The following is a 14,742-nucleotide window of genomic DNA, read 5'->3' as shown; positions in this document are numbered from 1 at the left end:
CGGCGTGCTCGCCCGCCGGCTCGCCGACCCCGCCGCCCGCGAGGAGCACGGGCGGCGGGGTCGCGGCCTCGTGGACGGCAAGGGCAGGGAACGCGTCGCCGACGCGCTCCTTAGATCAGATCCCAGGTGAACGGCGTGCCGTAGGGCACGTCCTTGGTGAACTGCCGCCCCATGACCACCGTGGCCGTGTCCGGGGGCAGGCCGCCCGCCGGCCGGATCGACCGTACGTTCGCCGGGGTCACCACGTCGCCCTTGCGCACGTCCTGCACCACGTAGAGCGACCGGCGGAAGCGCAGCCCCTCGCGCTCCGACGGCCGCGGCCCGATGATCACCTCTCCCAGCGACAGCCACGCCCGCCGGCTCTCCACCACCAGCGCCGCCAGCTCGTCCGGCTCCAGCGAGAAGGCCGAGTCGACCCCGCCGTCGGCGCGCGACAGGGTGACGTGCTTCTCGATCATGCACGCTCCCAGCGCCACCGCGGCCAGCGGCACCCCGATCCCGGGCGTGTGGTCGGAGAGCCCGACCTCCACGCCGGTGAGCGCGCTCAGCGCCATCAGCGACCGCAGGTTGCTCTCGTCGGGGGAGGCGGGGTAGCTGGCCGTGCAGGACAGCAGGGCCAGCTGGCTGGTGCCTGCCTCCAGCGCGGCGACCAGCGCGGCGTGGATCTCGCCGAGCGACGCCATCCCGGTGGAGATGATCACCGGCTTCCCGGTGGCGGCCACGAGCCTGATCAGCGGCAGGTCCACGATCTCCGACGAGGCGATCTTGTACGCCGGCACCTCCAGCTTCTCCAGGAACTCGACCGCCGTGGGATCGAAGGGTGTGGAGAACGCGATGAGCCCGTGCTCGCGCGCCCGCTCGAAGATCGGCTGGTGCCACTCCCACGGTGTGTGGGCGCGCTGGAAGAGCCGGTAGAGGCTCTCGCCGCCCCACAGATCGTGCCCGTCGCCCACGCGGAACGAGGGTCCGTCGCAGTCGATGGTCAGCGTGTCGGGCCGGTAGGTCTGCAGCTTCACCGCGTGCGCCCCGGCCGCGGCGGCGGCGTCCACGATGGCCAGGGCCCGCTCCAGGCTCCCGTTGTGGTTGCCGGACAGCTCGGCGACGATGAACGGCGGGTCGTTCCGCGAGATCGGCCGCCCCTCGATGGAGATCATGACTGCTCCTTCACAAGCCGGATGGCAACGACGTCGCGGGACTCGCCGTCGACGTCCCGCAGATAGGCCCCGACCTCCAGGAAGCCGAACCGCCTGTGCAACCGCCTGACCGCCTCGTTGCAGGCCAGCACCTCGCCGCGCAACGTCGTCAGGCCGAGCGTCCCGAAAGCGTGGTCGATCGCCGCCCGCTCCAGGCCGATCCAGGCCCGCAGCAGCTCCCCCGACTGCTCAAGCCCCTCCAGGTCCAGGTAGAAGCCCCAGGAGGCGCTCTCGGACGACAGCCCGAAGAAGGTCACCACGCCCGAGGGGGTTCCGTCGTGCTCGTAGATCAGCACGCGCTTGCGCACGTCGGCCCGGGTGGCCTCCCACCACTGGGCGTGCTCGTCCTCTCCGATCTTGTGCGTGGCGAAGCTGGCCGCTCGGACACGTGGATGGTTGCGCCATCGCCGCATGGACGGCAGATCTTTGTCCTCGACGCCTCTCAGCACCTCTCCCCCTACTGTTGGTGTCCAATCAATTGCTCAACGTAGCCGATTATGCGTCCGGTAAAGAGCTGATCAGGGACACGGAATCCGCGGAGTGGTCAAGGCATGCTGCCCTCGAACCCACATCCCGAGAGCCAAGGAGCAAATCGGATGATCCCCCTGCTCAGCGTGGTCGTCCCGATCTACAACGTCGAGCCGTACATCACGGAATGCCTGAAGTCGCTGGCCACCCAGACCCTGGACGACATCGAGGTCATCCTGGTCAACGACGGCTCCGACGACGGCAGCCGGCGCGTCGCCGCCGACTTCGTCGCGCGGGACGGCCGCTTCGTCCTCATCGACCAGCGGGACAACCTGGGGCCGGGTCCCGCGCGCAACGTGGGGATCCGGCAGGCCCGCGGCACCTATCTCGCCTTCGCCGACAGCGACGACGTCGTGCCGCCGGAGGCGTACGAGCGGCTCGTCGGCACGCTCGCGGAGACCGGCTCCGACCTGGCGTGCGGCGCGGTGGCGCGGCTCGTGGACGGCGTGCTGGAGGAGTCGATCCTGCACGAGAAGGCGTTCAGGCGGCCGGAGCTGTGCACTCACATCACCGACAAGCAGGTGCTGGTCAGGGACCGTACGGTGTGGAACAAGGTCTACCGGCGCGACTTCTGGGAGCGCAACGCGCTGGCCTTCCCCGCCGGCATCTACGAGGACGTGCCCGTCGCCATGCAGGCGCACGTCCTGGCCGGCAGCGTCGACATGGTCGGCGACGTGGTCTACCACTGGCGCAAGCGGGACGCGGGGGAGACCTCGATCACGCAGCGCCGGGCCGAGCTGCCCAACCTGTGGGACCGGCTGGCCGCCATCCGCGCGGTCCGCTCCTTCCTCGACGAGCGGGCGCCGGAGCTGCTCGACGGCTTCGACGCGCTGGTGCTGGAGAAGGACATCGTGTTCCTGTTCCAGGCGCTGGAGGGGAGCGACGAGCCGGGGGCGCTGCTGGAGCTGGCCGACGCGTGGCTGGCCACGCTGAGCCCGAAGGCGCTGGCCACCGCGCCGTCGCTGCGGCGCCTGGAGCTGCACCTGGTCAGGCGCGGCCTGGTGGCCGAGCTGCGCAAGGTACGCGAGTTCCGGCGCACCTGCGAGGACGGCACCCGCATCGTGCCGCGGGGGCTGCGCGTCACCAACTGGTACGGCGACTATCCCTTCTTCCGCAAGCGCCGCCGGCTCCGGATCCCCGACGAGGTGTTCGACGCCCGCGACGAGCTCAAAGTGGTCGCCAGGGTCGAGGAGTGCGCGTGGACCGGGTCCGAATACCGCCTGCGCGGACAGGTGGCGATCCACCGGGTCGACCGCAAGGTCGGCAAGGTCAGCCTGTGGCTCAGCGACGGCCGTCGCCGGGTGCCGCTGGAGGTGCGGCGCGCCGGCCGCCACGGCGTCTCCGCGGCCTTCGACCCCAAGCGGCTCGAAGGCGGCGGGCCGACCTGGCGCCTCATGGTGCGCGCCGAGACCCGCGGCCTCGTGCTCAAGAGCTGGTTCAGGGACGGGGACGCGAACTCCGCGTGGCGGTTTTCCGTGCCGGGTTGGTCAAGAAGCGGCATGGACATCACCCAGTAGTTCCAGACAGTAATCGATCAGGCGCGTCGCGTGGTCATGCTGGAGTCCATGAGGACCTATTCGCTCGATGACGTCTTCGAGACACGCAAGCGGAGAGATTCCTGGTGGACCGTTTATTTCGTGGACCCGGTCGCCTGCCGGGTCGCCCTTCCCATCGCCAACCACACCCAGCTGACGCCCAACGGCCTCACCGTGCTTTCGCTGGTCCTCGGTGCGATGTCGGCCACCTGTTTCGCCCTGAACCACCACGTAGCGGGCGCCGTGGTTTTCTATCTCAGCTTCATGATCGACTGCGTGGACGGCAAAATCGCCCGGCTGAAGGGCACGGGCACGCCGTTCGGCCTCTGGCTCGACTACGTGGGGGACCGGGTCAGGGTGGTCCTGTGTGCCGGGGGGCTGGCATACGGGCAGTACGCCCTCACCTCGGATGTGCGCTACGTCGTGCTCGGGGCGGCGGTGGCCGTACTGGACCTCTTCCGGTACGTCAACGCGCCGCAGATGAAGCGCGTCCGCGATGCCGTCAGGGAGGAGCGGGGGGAGCGCGAGCCGGAGCCCGAGTCCGAGGAGGACATCGACTCTCTCGAGCGGGTGGCGCTCGTCCCGAGGCCACGCCGGCCGCGCAGCTTCCCCAAGCGGTTCAACAGGTTCCTGGCCCGGCACCGGGTCCGCTCGCACCTGATCAGCGGCATCGAGTTTCACGCCGCGGTGTTCGTGGTCGCGCCCCTTGCGGGGGCATGGGCGCTGATCCCGCTCGCCGCGGTGGCCGGGGCGCTGCTGCTGGTCAACGAGGTCTTCCTTGTCTACCGGTTGTGGCGCTTCACGCGCAGGCACGGCGTGCCCTCCTCTCAGGAGAGCCGAGAGCACGTTCTCGTCTAGTTTTCGGGGGTTACTACGAAATGTCCGACCGGCCAGTCTTCGTCATTGGATGTCCGCGGTCCGGCACCACGATGCTCCAGCTCATGCTCCACTCGCACCCCCGCATGGCGGTGCCGCCGGAGACGCGATTCCTCATTCCCGCCTACTACCGCCGCCGGACGTGGGGCGACCTGCGGATCGTCTCCCGCCGCCGCGCGCTGGCGCAGTGGATCGCGACCGACCGCAGCACGAAGTTCCGTGAGCTCAAGATCGACAAGGACGACTTCGTCAGGCAGGCCGTGGAGGGGCCCGGCTCGCTGGGATCGGTGATCGGGACGGCCTTCCGCATGTACGCCGACCGGTTCGACAAGGTCCGCTGGGGCGACAAGCGGCCCAGCTACGTCAAGCAGGTCGACCTGCTGCTCAGGCTCTTCCCCGACGCCCAGTTCATCCACCTCATCAGGGACGGCCGCGACTGCGTGGCCTCGCTGAAGGAGATGCCCTGGTACACGCTGGACTCCTTCCACGCGGTCGCCACCTGGGCCGAGGCCATCGACGCGGGCGGCCGGCTCAAGCGCACGCTGGGCGAGGACACGTACTACGAGCTGCGGTACGAGGACCTCACCGACGACCCGATGACCGAGCTGAAGAAGCTCTGCCACTTCCTCGACGAGGAGTTCTCGGCCTCGATGATCTCCCCGCGCGAGGCGGCCAGCGTGGCGGTGCCCCAGCACAAGGTCTGGCACAGCAACACGCACGGCGAGGTCATCCGCAGCCGCGTCGGGAGCTGGGCGAACCGGCTGGACGACTGGGAGATCGCGCTGTGCGAGCACATGCTCGGCGACCGCCTGGAGTCCATGGGGTACGAGCTGACCGGCGCGCCCAAGCCGGCCAAGGAGCACGTGACGGCCTGCCAGAAGACCATGCAGAAGCGCAAGGCCAGCCGCATGCGCAAGCAGATGCGCGACCGGTTCAACCGGCTGCGCGAGCCGAGCCCCGTGGGCGCGATGCTCACCGCGCGCCAGCGGTCCCTGGCGGGCGTGCCGCAGCAGCGTGCGGAACTGGCCGAACCTGTCTAAAAGCGCCGTTTAGCGCCGAATGTGGGCGAACAGCCGCTCCCAGCCGTCGAGCACGTGGTCGAGGCGGAACGCCTCGGCCCGTGCGCGGGCGTCGGCCCCCAGCCGCCGCCGCTCCTCCCAGGACGCGACCAGCCCGCCCAGCGCGGTCGCGAACGCGTCCACGTCCCCCGGCGGCACCAGCAGGGACCCGGCGGAGCGCACGCCGCCCGACACGTCGAACGCCACCGACGGCACCCCGTGCGCGGCCGACTCCAGCAGCACGACGGGCAGCCCTTCGTGCCCGCTGGTCAGGCCCAGGACGGAGGCGTTCAGGTATTCGGCGGGCATCCGGTCGCTCGGCACCAGCCCCTTGAAGACCACGCGGTCGCCGACGCCCTCCCCGCGCGCGTGCTCGCGCAGCCGGTCCAGCTCGGTGCCGTCGCCGATGAGGTGCAGCTCCCACGGGGGCGGCGCGCCCGAGCGGGCGAACGCGCTGATCAGCCGGTCGAACCGCTTGACCCCTTCCAGCCGGCCCACGCCGAGGACGCGGGGCGCGTCGAGCGCGGAGAGCTCCTCCGGCCAGTGGGCCAGGGGGTTCGGCAGGGCCCAGGCGTTGGGCAGCAGCGCGTGCTCGGAGAACATCCGGGCGTCGTCCTCGCTGAGGAAGACCGCCTGGTCGAGGCCGGGGTAGTGCCGTTTGATGGAGCCGAGGTGCCAGCAGCCGCGGGCGTGGTCGTACGAGCCGTGATACTGCCCGATCGGCCGGAACGCCGCGGGCAGCAGCCTCGACACCCGGGCCACCGCGGCCGGCGAGGTCATGACGGCGTAGCCGGGCCGGATCGCCCCGAGCAACTCCTTCAGCCGCCGGCCGGCTCTCTTGCGGGCCAGGAGGCCCTGCGACTCCGCCGGCCGCCGGCTGATCACGTGGTGGTGGTAGAGCGGGCGGTCCACGTACCGGAACGGCGTCGCCGCCCGGTGCAGCCCGATCACGTGCACCTCGTGGCCGCGCCCGGCCAGCCCCTGGGCGAGGGTGTGCGTCACCCGCTGGACGCCGCCGAGCGTGTCGGCGTCCACGCAGGCGAAGACGACGCTCATCGCGCGCCTTCGAAGAAGTCGTCCACGATCCTGGCGGCCGCGTCGCCCCGCTCGTCGGCGCACCACAGGTCGCGGAAGGCCGCGTACCGGCCGGCGTAGGCGTTGTGCAGGTCGGGCAGCCGCCTGAGCGCGTCCACCAGCTCGGCGGTGGTCGACACGCACGGGCCCGGCGCGATGGCGGGCAGGTCGTGGTACACGCCGCGTTCGGCCAGCCGGTAGTCGTCCCAGTCGTCGATGTAGAACAACATCGGCTTGCCGGTGAGCGCGTAGTCGCACATCACCGAGGAGTAGTCCGTCAGCAACGCGTCCGAGGCCAGCATCAGGTCGTTGATCTCGGGATACGACCCGGCGGACCGGACGAAGTGCTTGAGGTGCTCGGGCGGGCTGTAGCGCTCGACCGGGTGCGTACGCAGGATCAGCACCCACTCGCGGGCCAGCTCGTCGGCCAGCAGCTCCAGATCCACCCGTACGGACTGGCCGCTGCCTTTGACGCTATCCCTGTACGTAGGCGCATAAAGCAGGATTTTTCGGCCGGGTGGGATCTCCAGCCGCTCCAGCACGTCATCGGCCGGCTCGGCCCGCACCAGCGCGTCACACCGCGGCGTCCCGTACCGGTAGACCTTCCCCGCATAGCCGTTGGACGGCAGGAACACCCGCGAGAACTCGGCGCTCGGCGAGACCAGCGCGTCCCACCGCGCGACCGCGGCCCGCCACTGCGCCCGCGGCCCGTCGAAGTCGGTACGCAGGTCGGGCGCGTCGAACCCGATCGACTTGATCCCCTGCCCGTGCCAGGTCTGCAGGTAGCGGGTGCCGTGCGGCTTCGGGTAGTCCAGCGGGAACCCGTGGCTGTCCACCCAGATCCCGGCCCTGGCCATCGTCCAGACGTAGGCCCAGCTCCCGCGCCGGACGAGCCGCGCGTCGGGCGGGAAGTTCCGGCGCCCCTTGGCCACCGACCAGACCACGTCGATCGGCAGGTCGCGGCGGCGCAGCTCCTCGTAGATGGCCCTGGGGCTGCCGCTGTAGCCCTTGCCGACGTCGGACTCGAACAGAGCGAGGTTCTGCCGGGGCGGCACCACCTTGATGAGCAGCTTGTAGGCCCGCAGCTTGTTCGCCGGCGTGTTGAGCCGGCTCATCAGCGTCTGCTTGACCCGCCGCAGCACCGAGCGGGTGACGGAGTCGGGGCGCACGCACAGGTACGCGGCGCACCCCTCGGCCTTCACCGTGCATCCCGGCAGCTCGACGGGCCGCAGCCGCGGGTCGGCGAGGATGCGGTCGGCCGTGGTGTGCCCGTCGGAGGTCCTGGTGAAGACGATGCGCGGCTCGCACCTGCCCGTGGGCTTGCAGACGACGTCGGTGACGTAGCCTCCGCCGCCGGACGGCTGCGGCTTTATCGGGATTTTTTGGGATCCGAGCTCCAGGACCGCCGTCCAGTCCAGCGGCAGCGCCCCGAACGGGTCGTACGTGCGCACGGTCATCCGCACCCGCTCGCCGTCCGAGATCATCTCCGTCAGCTCGTGCCGCAGCCTGGACTCGGAGAAGGGCAGCTCGGCCAGCCGCAACTTCGTGATGTCCATGCCGGGCGAGACCGTCGTCCCCCAGTACGTGCGCCCGTTCAGCCGCACCGCCGACCGCGGGGCGGCCCTCGGCCCGGTGAGCGAGGCCGCGGCCACCCGCAGGTCCTCGGTTCGGTCGTCGAGGATGAGCTGGCAGCAGACCCGGTCCAGCGGCTCCAGCCCCTCCAGCACCCAGCGGGGCATCTCCTCCATGTACGGCCGGACCACCGCGGCGAACTCCTTGACCCACACCGGCTCCCGCGCCGGCAGCGGGTTGAGGTAGACCCGCAGGTCCTGGCGCACGAACCGGCGCTGCCGCTGGGGCACCAGGTCCCCGGCCCCGTGGGCGCGCAGGACGTCGTCGCTCAGCCGGGCCGCGATGACCCGCTGCCGCACGTTCTCCAGGTCGTCGACGCTCAGCGAGATCGAGTCGTTCGTCGCCGCCCGGTGCCAGAGGTAGACCGTCCACGGCACGATCGCGAACCTGCGCGAGACCGCGTACAGCCCGGTCGAGAAGACGTGGTCCTCGTAATGGATGTCCTCGGGGAAACGCAGCGCGTGGTCCCGCAGCCAGCCCACGTTGTAGAGCTTGTTCGTGCTGAAGCAGTCGAGGAACAGGTCGGGCTCCTGGCGGATCCCCTCCACCACCCTCCGCCTGGCGAACAGCCCGGGATAGTAGGGTCTCAGCCGCCCGTTCGACTCGAACAGCCGCGAGATCTGCCCCGACACGAAGTCGGCCCCGGTCCGCTCGATCTCGGTGAGCAGGCTCTTGCAGGCGTGCTTGGGCAGCTCGTCGTCGCTGTCGAGGAACATCACGTACGGCGCGGCCGCGGCGTCGAGCCCGTCGTTCCTGGGCGCGCCGCAGCCCCCGCTGTTGACCTGCCTGCGCAGGTAGAGCACCCGAGGATCGCTGTCCATGAGCCGGGCGGCCACCTCCGGCGTGCCGTCCGTGCTCGCGTCGTCCACGATGATCACTTCGAGGTCGCGCAGGGACTGCCCGAGCACGGATCGCACGGCCCTGGGCAGGCGGGCCGCGTCGTTGTAGGAGATCACGACCACGGTGCAGTCCGGCATCCCACGTCCCCCCGCTGGTTCGACCACCTGCGGAAATGGGACTTCCCCCAGCTTGGGCGAAGTGTCCGGACTTGATGGAGTATTTGCTGAAAATCAGCCCTTTAGGCGATCAGCGCCGCAGCCGGCGGATCACCCACACGATGACCAGCAGCGCCACGAGCGCGCCCGCGACGGGCGCCAGGCGCTTCAGCAGCGGCTGCCCGGCGATCTCCAGCAGGTCCAGCGCCTCCTCGTCGGCCGTGCGCGACGTGCGGGTCGTGCCCGCGGGCCGCGACTCCGGCTCGGGCGGCGTCGGCACCGCGGTCAGGTGCCGCTCCTCCTCCGGGCCCTTTGCGGCGGCGACCAGCTCCTCCTCCGGTCCCGGCGCGGCGGCGACCAGCTCCACCGTGGGCTCGGACAGCAGCTCGGCCAGGTTGGCCGCGAACTTCTCGATGAGCTTGCCGCCGACCTCGGCCATCACGCCGCGCCCGAACTGGGCGGGCCGGCCGGTCACGTTGAACGACGTCTCCACGGTCACCCGCGTGGCCTCGTCGACCGGCGCCAACCGGGCCTTGACCGTGGCCGAGACCGTGCCGGAGCCCCGGGCCTCCTTGCCGGACGCCCGGATGGTGAGCGTGTAGGAGTCCTTGTCGACGTCCTCGAACCTGGCCGAGCCCTTGTAGGTCACCACGATCGGGCCGACCTTGACCTTCATCCTGCCGGTGAACTCGTCACCCTCGAAGATGTCCAGCGTCGCCCCCGGCAGGCACGGCGCGACCCGCTCGACGTCGAGCAGCACCGCCCACGCCTGCTCGATCGGAACTGGAACAGTGAATTCGTGCTCGAACCGCATCGCCATCGATCCGCTCCTTTTCCCGCTGGTTGCGACACTACGTCGGGGTGGGGCGCCCCGGAAGAGGCGCCCCCTCGGACCTCGGTGGTCAGGGCGATCCGGCCGCCGTGCGTACCGCTCGGTGGGTCAGGACCCTGGCCAGATGCCGCCGGTAGTCCGGCTGCGCGTGCAGGTCGGACGGCGGCGAGGTGCCGGCCGCCGCCTCCGCGCACGCCTGGCGCACCTGGTCACCCAGCTCCACCCCCTCCAGGGCGGTCTCGGCGGCGTGGGCGCGCAGCGGCGTCGAACCCATGTTCGTCAGCCCGATCCTGGCCTCGGCGATCGACCCGTTGGAGCGCCTGACGGCGGCGGCCACGCCGACGATCGCCCACGCCTGGGCGGTCCGGTGGAACTTCTCGTAGTGGAAGCCCCAGCCCGCGCCCAGTTTCGGGACCTTCACCCCGACCAGGACCTCGCCGGGACCCAGCGCCGACTCCCAGTAGTCGACGAAGAACTCGGCGGCCGGGATCTCCCGCTCACCCTCCTGCGACCAGGCCACGAACGAGCCGTCCAGCGCCAGCACCACGGCGGGCAGGTCGCCCGCCGGATCCGCGTGGGCCAGCGAGCCGCCGAACGTGCCGCGGTGCCTGATCGCCGGATCCGCCACCTGGGCGGTGGCCAGCGCGACCAGCGGGCAGTCGGCCCGGACGACGCCGGAGTGCAGGATCTCGTCGTGCGTGGTCATCGCGCCGATGAAGACGTGGTCGCCGCGGTCGTGCACGCCCTTCAGCTCGGGCAGCCGGCCGACGTCGACCAGCTTCGACGGGTACGCCATCCGCAGCCGCATCAGCGGCAGCAGCGACTGCCCGCCCGCCAGGACCTTGGCGTCCTCGTCGGAAGCGAGCTCCTGGCAGGCCTCCGCCAGCGAACCCGGCCGCACGTAGTCGAACTGCGCGGGGATCATCGCCGCACTCCTTCCATGGCACGCCATACGCGTTCGGGCGTGCACGGCATCTGCACGTCGTGGATGCCGCTCGGGCGCAGGGCGTCCACGATGGCGTTCACGACGGCCGGGGTCGAGGCGATCGTGCCCGCCTCGCCCACGCCCTTGACGCCCAGCGGGTTGCTGGTCGCCGGGGACTCGGTCCGGTCGAGCTGGAACGCCGGCAGGTCCGCCGCCGTCGGCAGCAGGTAGTCGGCCATCGTCGTGGTCAGCAGGTTGCCCTCGGCGTCGTAGACGGCCTCCTCGAACAGCGCCTGCGCGATGCCCTGCGCTATGCCGCCGTGCACCTGGCCCTCGACGATCAGCGGGTTGACGACCTTGCCGACGTCGTCGACCGCCACGTACGAGCGGATCTTCACCAGGCCCGTCTCGGTGTCCACCTCCACCGCGCACAGGTGGGTGCCGTGCGGGAAGGAGTAGTTCTCCGGGTCGAACGTGGCGTCGGAGTCGAGCCGCGCCTCCACGCCCTCCGGCAGGTCGTGCGCCGTGAACGCGGCGTAGGCCAGCTCCTGGATCGTCTTCTGCGCGTCCGTGCCCCGCACCTTGAAGGCCCCGCCCGCGTACTCCAGGTCCTCGGGCGAGCACTCGAGCACGTGCGCGGCGAGCTTGCGGGCCTTGTCCTTGACCTTCTCGCACGCCTTCAGCACGGCGATGCCGCCGACGACGAGCGAGCGCGAGCCGTAGGTGTCCATGCCCTTGTGCGCGATGGCCGTGTCGCCGTGCAGCACCGTGACGTCGTCGAACGGCACGCCGAGCGCGTCCGCCGCGATCTGGCTCCACGACGTCACGTGGCCCTGCCCGTGCGGCGAGGTGCCGGTGATGACCTCGACCTTGCCCGTGGGCAGCATCCGCACCGAGCCGTGCTCCCAGCCGCCGGCGCCGTAGTTCGCCTCGCCGAGCATCCTGGACGGGGCCAGGCCGCACATCTCCGTGTACGTGCTGACGCCGATGCCGAGCTGCACCGGGTCGCCCCGGTCACGCCGGTCGGCCTGCTCCGCGCGCAGCTTGTCGTAGCCGAACAGGGCCAGCGCCTTGTCCGTGGCCGCCTCGTAGTTGCCCGAGTCGTACGTCAGGCCGGAAATGGTGGTGTACGGGAACTCGTCGTGCTTGATCCAGTTGCGCCTGCGCACCTCCACCGGGTCGATCTTCAGCTCGGCGGCCAGCTCGTCCATCATCCGCTCGATGCCGAACGTGGCCTCGGGCCGCCCCGCGCCCCGGTAGGCGTCCGTGGGCATCTTGGTGGTGAACACGCCCGTGCAGCCGAACTCGTACGCGTCCATCTTGTAGATCGCGTTGAACATCGACGCGCCGAGCAGCGGGATGCCCGGCGTGACCAGCATCAGGTACGCGCCCATGTCGGCCAGCAGGTCGACCTGCAGCCCGCGGATGCGCCCGTCGGCCTCGGCGGCCAGCCGGATGTGCTGGATCTGGTCGCGGCCGTGGTGCACGGTCAGGTTGCCCTCGGAGCGGGACTCGGTCCACTTGACCGGTCTGCCGAGCTTGCGGGCCAGCAGCAGGCAGAGCACCTCCTCCGCGGTGACCTGCAGCTTCGAGCCGAACCCGCCGCCCACGTCGGGGGCGATCACGCGGATCTTGTGCTCGGGGATGCCGGTCACGACGGCCAGCATGACCCGCAGGACGTGGGGGATCTGCGTGGACGACCAGATCGTGAACGCGTCGCCGTCGGTGTCGGCCATGACCGCCCGCGGCTCCATCGCGCTCGGGATGAGCCGCTGCTGGATGTACGTCCGGTCGATGACGACGGGGGCGTCCCTGAACGCGGCCTCCAGGTCGCCGGAGTTGATCTTGACGCTGAACGCCTTGTTGCCGGCCTCGTGCACCTTCGGGCTGCCGTCCGTCAGCGCATCGTTCATGTCGAGGACCGCGGGCAACGGCTCGTACTCGACGTCGATGGCCTCGAGCGCGTCGGCGGCGCGGTAGCGGTCGGTCGCGATCACGCAGGCCACGGCCTCGCCGACGTACCTGACCTCGGACACCGCCATCGGCGGGTGGTCGGGGATGACGACGTCCTCGCTCACCGGCCACGCGCACGGCAGGCTGCCCTGCTCGGCGGCGAAGTCCTGGCCGCTGAAGGCCGCCACGACCCCGGGCAGCTCGCGCGCCCCCGACACGTCCACCCTGGTGATCCGGGCGTGCGCCATCGGGCTGCGCAGGAACATCACCTGCAGCATGCCCGGCCGGACGAGGTTGTCCGTCCACTGCGTGCGCCCCGTCAGGAGCCTGGCGTCCTCTTTGCGCTTCCTCGGCCTGCCGATTTCTCGGCCGATTTCCTGGCCGGCCTCCTGCTGGACGGTCATGGCGTGGTCACCGCCCGCCCCATCTCCTGCGCGCCCCGGCGGACGGCCTTGACGATGTTGCAGTAGCCGGTGCAGCGGCAGAGATTGCCTTCCAGGCCCTCCCTGATCGTCTCCTCCGACGGCTCGGGATCCTCCCTGAGCAGGTCTATCGCGGCCATGACCATGCCGGGCGTGCAGTAACCGCACTGCAGCGCGTGTTCTTCGTGGAAGGCCCGCTGCATCGGGTGCATCGACCCGTTGACGCCCAGGCCCTCGATCGTCAGGACCTCGCAGCCGTCGGCCTGCACGGCGAGCACGGAACAGCTCTTCACGCTCTTGCCGTCGAGCATGACCGTGCAGGCGCCGCAGTTGCTGGTGTCACACCCGATGGGGGTGCCGGTCTTGCCGAGCCGCTCTCGTAGCAGATGTACGAGCAGGAGCCGCGGCTCCACGTCCTCCTCGTACTTGATCCCGTCGACGGTGACGGTGATTCGGGGCATACGTCCTCCCTCAGGAGCAGGGGATTGGCGGACACACCCGAAACTACGCCGGTGTTTTTCCCGGTCAAGGGTTACTTACCGCGAACCACCCTCGCGATGATCGCCACCAGCCCGGCGAACGCCAGTCCCAGCACCAATACCCCGATCAGGACCAGCGGATCCGTGATCGCGCGTGTCACTATGAGAATGCCCAGAACCACAAAGAGCACACCGCTGAGCAGCGCCATCCAGTCCGTGCGGTGCAGGCGTCGCCTGTTCATGGCCTCACTCCGTTCGGCGGCTCGGTCACTGGGGTCCGCCGCCTTCCCTCGTCGCTCTGGTCGCTACGCTCCCGACGCTCCTCAGTCCAGGCGGCGGCGCTCCCTCGCGGGCGTTCGACGTCACGCGGCACGCCGCACCTCCATGTCCCCGAGCCCGCCCCGCAGGTTGAGGACGATGGTCGAGACCTTGCCGTCTGGCTTGACCTCGGGCTCGAGCACCTTGTCGTACCGCACGTCCACGCCGCCCCGGACCGAATGGTCGACCTTGATGTCGCCGACCTTGTTGGTGGCGTGCACCTCGATCCTGGCCGTCGGTGGCACGATCACCATCAGCTCGCCCATCGTCACCGCGGCGTTGAACGTCACCTCGGTGCCCGGCTCCAGCTTCAGCTCCGACAGGTCCAGCCGCCCGTCGCCGACGCCGACGTCATACAGCATGCTCGACTGGGTCACGCTGGTCGGCGCCCAGTCCGACTCGCCGATGTTCCGCGGGATGCCTCCGAGCACGAAGCCCAGGGCCACGATGACCGTCACGAGCGTCCCCGCGGCCACCAGTCCGGCCCCGCGTCCCCACCAGGCGGCGATGAGCAGCCCGGCGCCGATCGTGATGAGCACGGCGCCGCCGACGATGGTCGGACTCACTCCGGCGGCCGACCTGGCTTGGACCGCCACGACGATCCCTCCAATGATGATTGCCAGCAGGATGGTGATGGCGCCGATGAACGACCTCGGGCGCGGCTTCCGCTCCCTCTTGGGGACCGGACGGCCGTACAGGACGGGGTCGTACGGCGAGTAGCCTGCTGCCCGCTTGGCCGGGTCGAGCGGCTGGTAGGGGCCCTTCGGCGCGAACGGCTCGCCGTAGGGGGTGTAGTCGAGGCGGGTTCTGGGCTGCGACTGGTACGAGGGGACCCGGTGCTCGGCGGTGACCTTGGCGTCCTCACCGGCGGACGCGCGCTCACCGGCGGGCGCGCGCTCAGCGGTGGGCGCGTCCTCACCGG

Annotated in this window: 12 protein-coding genes and 1 pseudogene; 3 read left to right on the top strand and 10 right to left on the bottom strand. The window is 70.5% G+C overall.

Features of this window, described 5'->3' with window-relative positions; genetic code table 11:
* Positions 1 to 110 precede the first annotated feature (110 nt).
* Together pseI and ACWDX9_RS49395 are read right to left on the bottom strand one after the other, a co-directional pair.
* Positions 111 to 1,154 carry a pseudaminic acid synthase gene (gene pseI / locus ACWDX9_RS49400; protein WP_449968073.1) on the bottom strand — a complete coding sequence of 348 codons (1,044 nt, stop codon included), beginning with the start codon at positions 1,152 to 1,154 and terminating at the stop codon, positions 111 to 113.
* Entirely contained in the window at positions 1,151 to 1,642 is a 492-nt protein-coding gene (locus ACWDX9_RS49395; protein WP_449968071.1) for a GNAT family N-acetyltransferase, read from the bottom strand. The genes pseI and ACWDX9_RS49395 overlap by 4 nt, the downstream gene beginning before the upstream one ends.
* 147 nt (positions 1,643 to 1,789) lie before the next feature.
* On the opposite strand from ACWDX9_RS49395, the gene ACWDX9_RS49390 reads away from it, so the two are divergent.
* The 3 genes from ACWDX9_RS49390 to ACWDX9_RS49380 are packed head-to-tail and all read left to right on the top strand — an operon-like array spanning position 1,790 to position 5,172.
* Positions 1,790 to 3,238, top strand: coding sequence for a glycosyltransferase family 2 protein (locus ACWDX9_RS49390; protein ID WP_449968068.1), 1,449 nt, complete (start codon positions 1,790 to 1,792; stop codon positions 3,236 to 3,238).
* 48 nt (positions 3,239 to 3,286) lie between these two features.
* Positions 3,287 to 4,114 carry a CDP-alcohol phosphatidyltransferase family protein gene (locus ACWDX9_RS49385; protein ID WP_449894485.1) on the top strand — a complete coding sequence of 276 codons (828 nt, stop codon included), beginning with the start codon at positions 3,287 to 3,289 and terminating at the stop codon, positions 4,112 to 4,114.
* A 20-nt stretch (positions 4,115 to 4,134) separates the two neighbouring features.
* Positions 4,135 to 5,172, top strand: coding sequence for a sulfotransferase family protein (locus ACWDX9_RS49380; protein ID WP_364243568.1), 1,038 nt, complete (start codon positions 4,135 to 4,137; stop codon positions 5,170 to 5,172).
* A 9-nt stretch (positions 5,173 to 5,181) separates the two neighbouring features.
* Here the strand turns inward: ACWDX9_RS49380 and ACWDX9_RS49375 are convergent, their stop codons facing one another.
* The 8 genes and pseudogenes from ACWDX9_RS49375 to ACWDX9_RS49340 form a co-directional block, all read right to left on the bottom strand.
* Positions 5,182 to 6,246, bottom strand: coding sequence for a glycosyltransferase (locus ACWDX9_RS49375; protein ID WP_449968066.1), 1,065 nt, complete (start codon positions 6,244 to 6,246; stop codon positions 5,182 to 5,184).
* Complete coding sequence (locus tag ACWDX9_RS49370) at positions 6,243 to 8,873, bottom strand: CDP-glycerol glycerophosphotransferase family protein (protein ID WP_449968063.1); 2,631 nt, start codon at positions 8,871 to 8,873, stop codon at positions 6,243 to 6,245. Before ACWDX9_RS49370 ends, ACWDX9_RS49375 begins: the two co-directional genes overlap by 4 nt.
* 109 nt (positions 8,874 to 8,982) lie before the next feature.
* The gene (locus ACWDX9_RS49365; protein ID WP_449968061.1) at positions 8,983 to 9,711 is read right to left on the bottom strand and encodes an SRPBCC family protein; all 729 of its coding nucleotides are present in this window, start codon (positions 9,709 to 9,711) and stop codon (positions 8,983 to 8,985) included.
* Between the two features lie 82 nt (positions 9,712 to 9,793).
* Positions 9,794 to 10,648 (bottom strand): FAD binding domain-containing protein, encoded by an 855-nt coding sequence (locus ACWDX9_RS49360; protein WP_449968058.1) that lies wholly within the window; start codon positions 10,646 to 10,648, stop codon positions 9,794 to 9,796.
* Positions 10,645 to 13,005 (bottom strand): xanthine dehydrogenase family protein molybdopterin-binding subunit, encoded by a 2,361-nt coding sequence (locus ACWDX9_RS49355; protein WP_449968055.1) that lies wholly within the window; start codon positions 13,003 to 13,005, stop codon positions 10,645 to 10,647. Before ACWDX9_RS49355 ends, ACWDX9_RS49360 begins: the two co-directional genes overlap by 4 nt.
* Positions 13,002 to 13,484 (bottom strand): (2Fe-2S)-binding protein, encoded by a 483-nt coding sequence (locus ACWDX9_RS49350; protein WP_350731167.1) that lies wholly within the window; start codon positions 13,482 to 13,484, stop codon positions 13,002 to 13,004. Before ACWDX9_RS49350 ends, ACWDX9_RS49355 begins: the two co-directional genes overlap by 4 nt.
* Positions 13,485 to 13,555: 71 nt before the next feature.
* Positions 13,556 to 13,744 carry a hypothetical protein gene (locus tag ACWDX9_RS49345; RefSeq protein ID WP_364243552.1) on the bottom strand — a complete coding sequence of 63 codons (189 nt, stop codon included), beginning with the start codon at positions 13,742 to 13,744 and terminating at the stop codon, positions 13,556 to 13,558.
* 120 nt (positions 13,745 to 13,864) lie between these two features.
* Positions 13,865 to 14,742, bottom strand: a pseudogene (locus ACWDX9_RS49340) (hypothetical protein); the annotation flags it as partial.

Source organism: Nonomuraea sp. NPDC003201 (assembly GCF_053590415.1).
This window is presented reverse-complemented; position numbering and strand designations above follow the sequence as displayed.

Excerpts from the sequence above, each read along its gene's own strand:
- pseI (WP_449968073.1), bottom strand. The coding sequence starts at position 1,154 with ATGATCTCCATCGAGGGGCGGCCGATCTCGCGGAACGACCCGCCGTTC.
- ACWDX9_RS49390 (WP_449968068.1), top strand. The coding sequence starts at position 1,790 with ATGATCCCCCTGCTCAGCGTGGTCGTCCCGATCTACAACGTCGAGCCG.
- ACWDX9_RS49385 (WP_449894485.1), top strand. The coding sequence starts at position 3,287 with ATGAGGACCTATTCGCTCGATGACGTCTTCGAGACACGCAAGCGGAGA.
- ACWDX9_RS49380 (WP_364243568.1), top strand. The coding sequence starts at position 4,135 with ATGTCCGACCGGCCAGTCTTCGTCATTGGATGTCCGCGGTCCGGCACC.
- ACWDX9_RS49375 (WP_449968066.1), bottom strand. The coding sequence starts at position 6,246 with ATGAGCGTCGTCTTCGCCTGCGTGGACGCCGACACGCTCGGCGGCGTC.
- ACWDX9_RS49370 (WP_449968063.1), bottom strand. The coding sequence starts at position 8,873 with ATGCCGGACTGCACCGTGGTCGTGATCTCCTACAACGACGCGGCCCGC.
- ACWDX9_RS49365 (WP_449968061.1), bottom strand. The coding sequence starts at position 9,711 with ATGGCGATGCGGTTCGAGCACGAATTCACTGTTCCAGTTCCGATCGAG.
- ACWDX9_RS49360 (WP_449968058.1), bottom strand. The coding sequence starts at position 10,648 with ATGATCCCCGCGCAGTTCGACTACGTGCGGCCGGGTTCGCTGGCGGAG.
- ACWDX9_RS49355 (WP_449968055.1), bottom strand. The coding sequence starts at position 13,005 with ATGACCGTCCAGCAGGAGGCCGGCCAGGAAATCGGCCGAGAAATCGGC.
- ACWDX9_RS49350 (WP_350731167.1), bottom strand. The coding sequence starts at position 13,484 with ATGCCCCGAATCACCGTCACCGTCGACGGGATCAAGTACGAGGAGGAC.
- ACWDX9_RS49345 (WP_364243552.1), bottom strand. The coding sequence starts at position 13,744 with ATGAACAGGCGACGCCTGCACCGCACGGACTGGATGGCGCTGCTCAGC.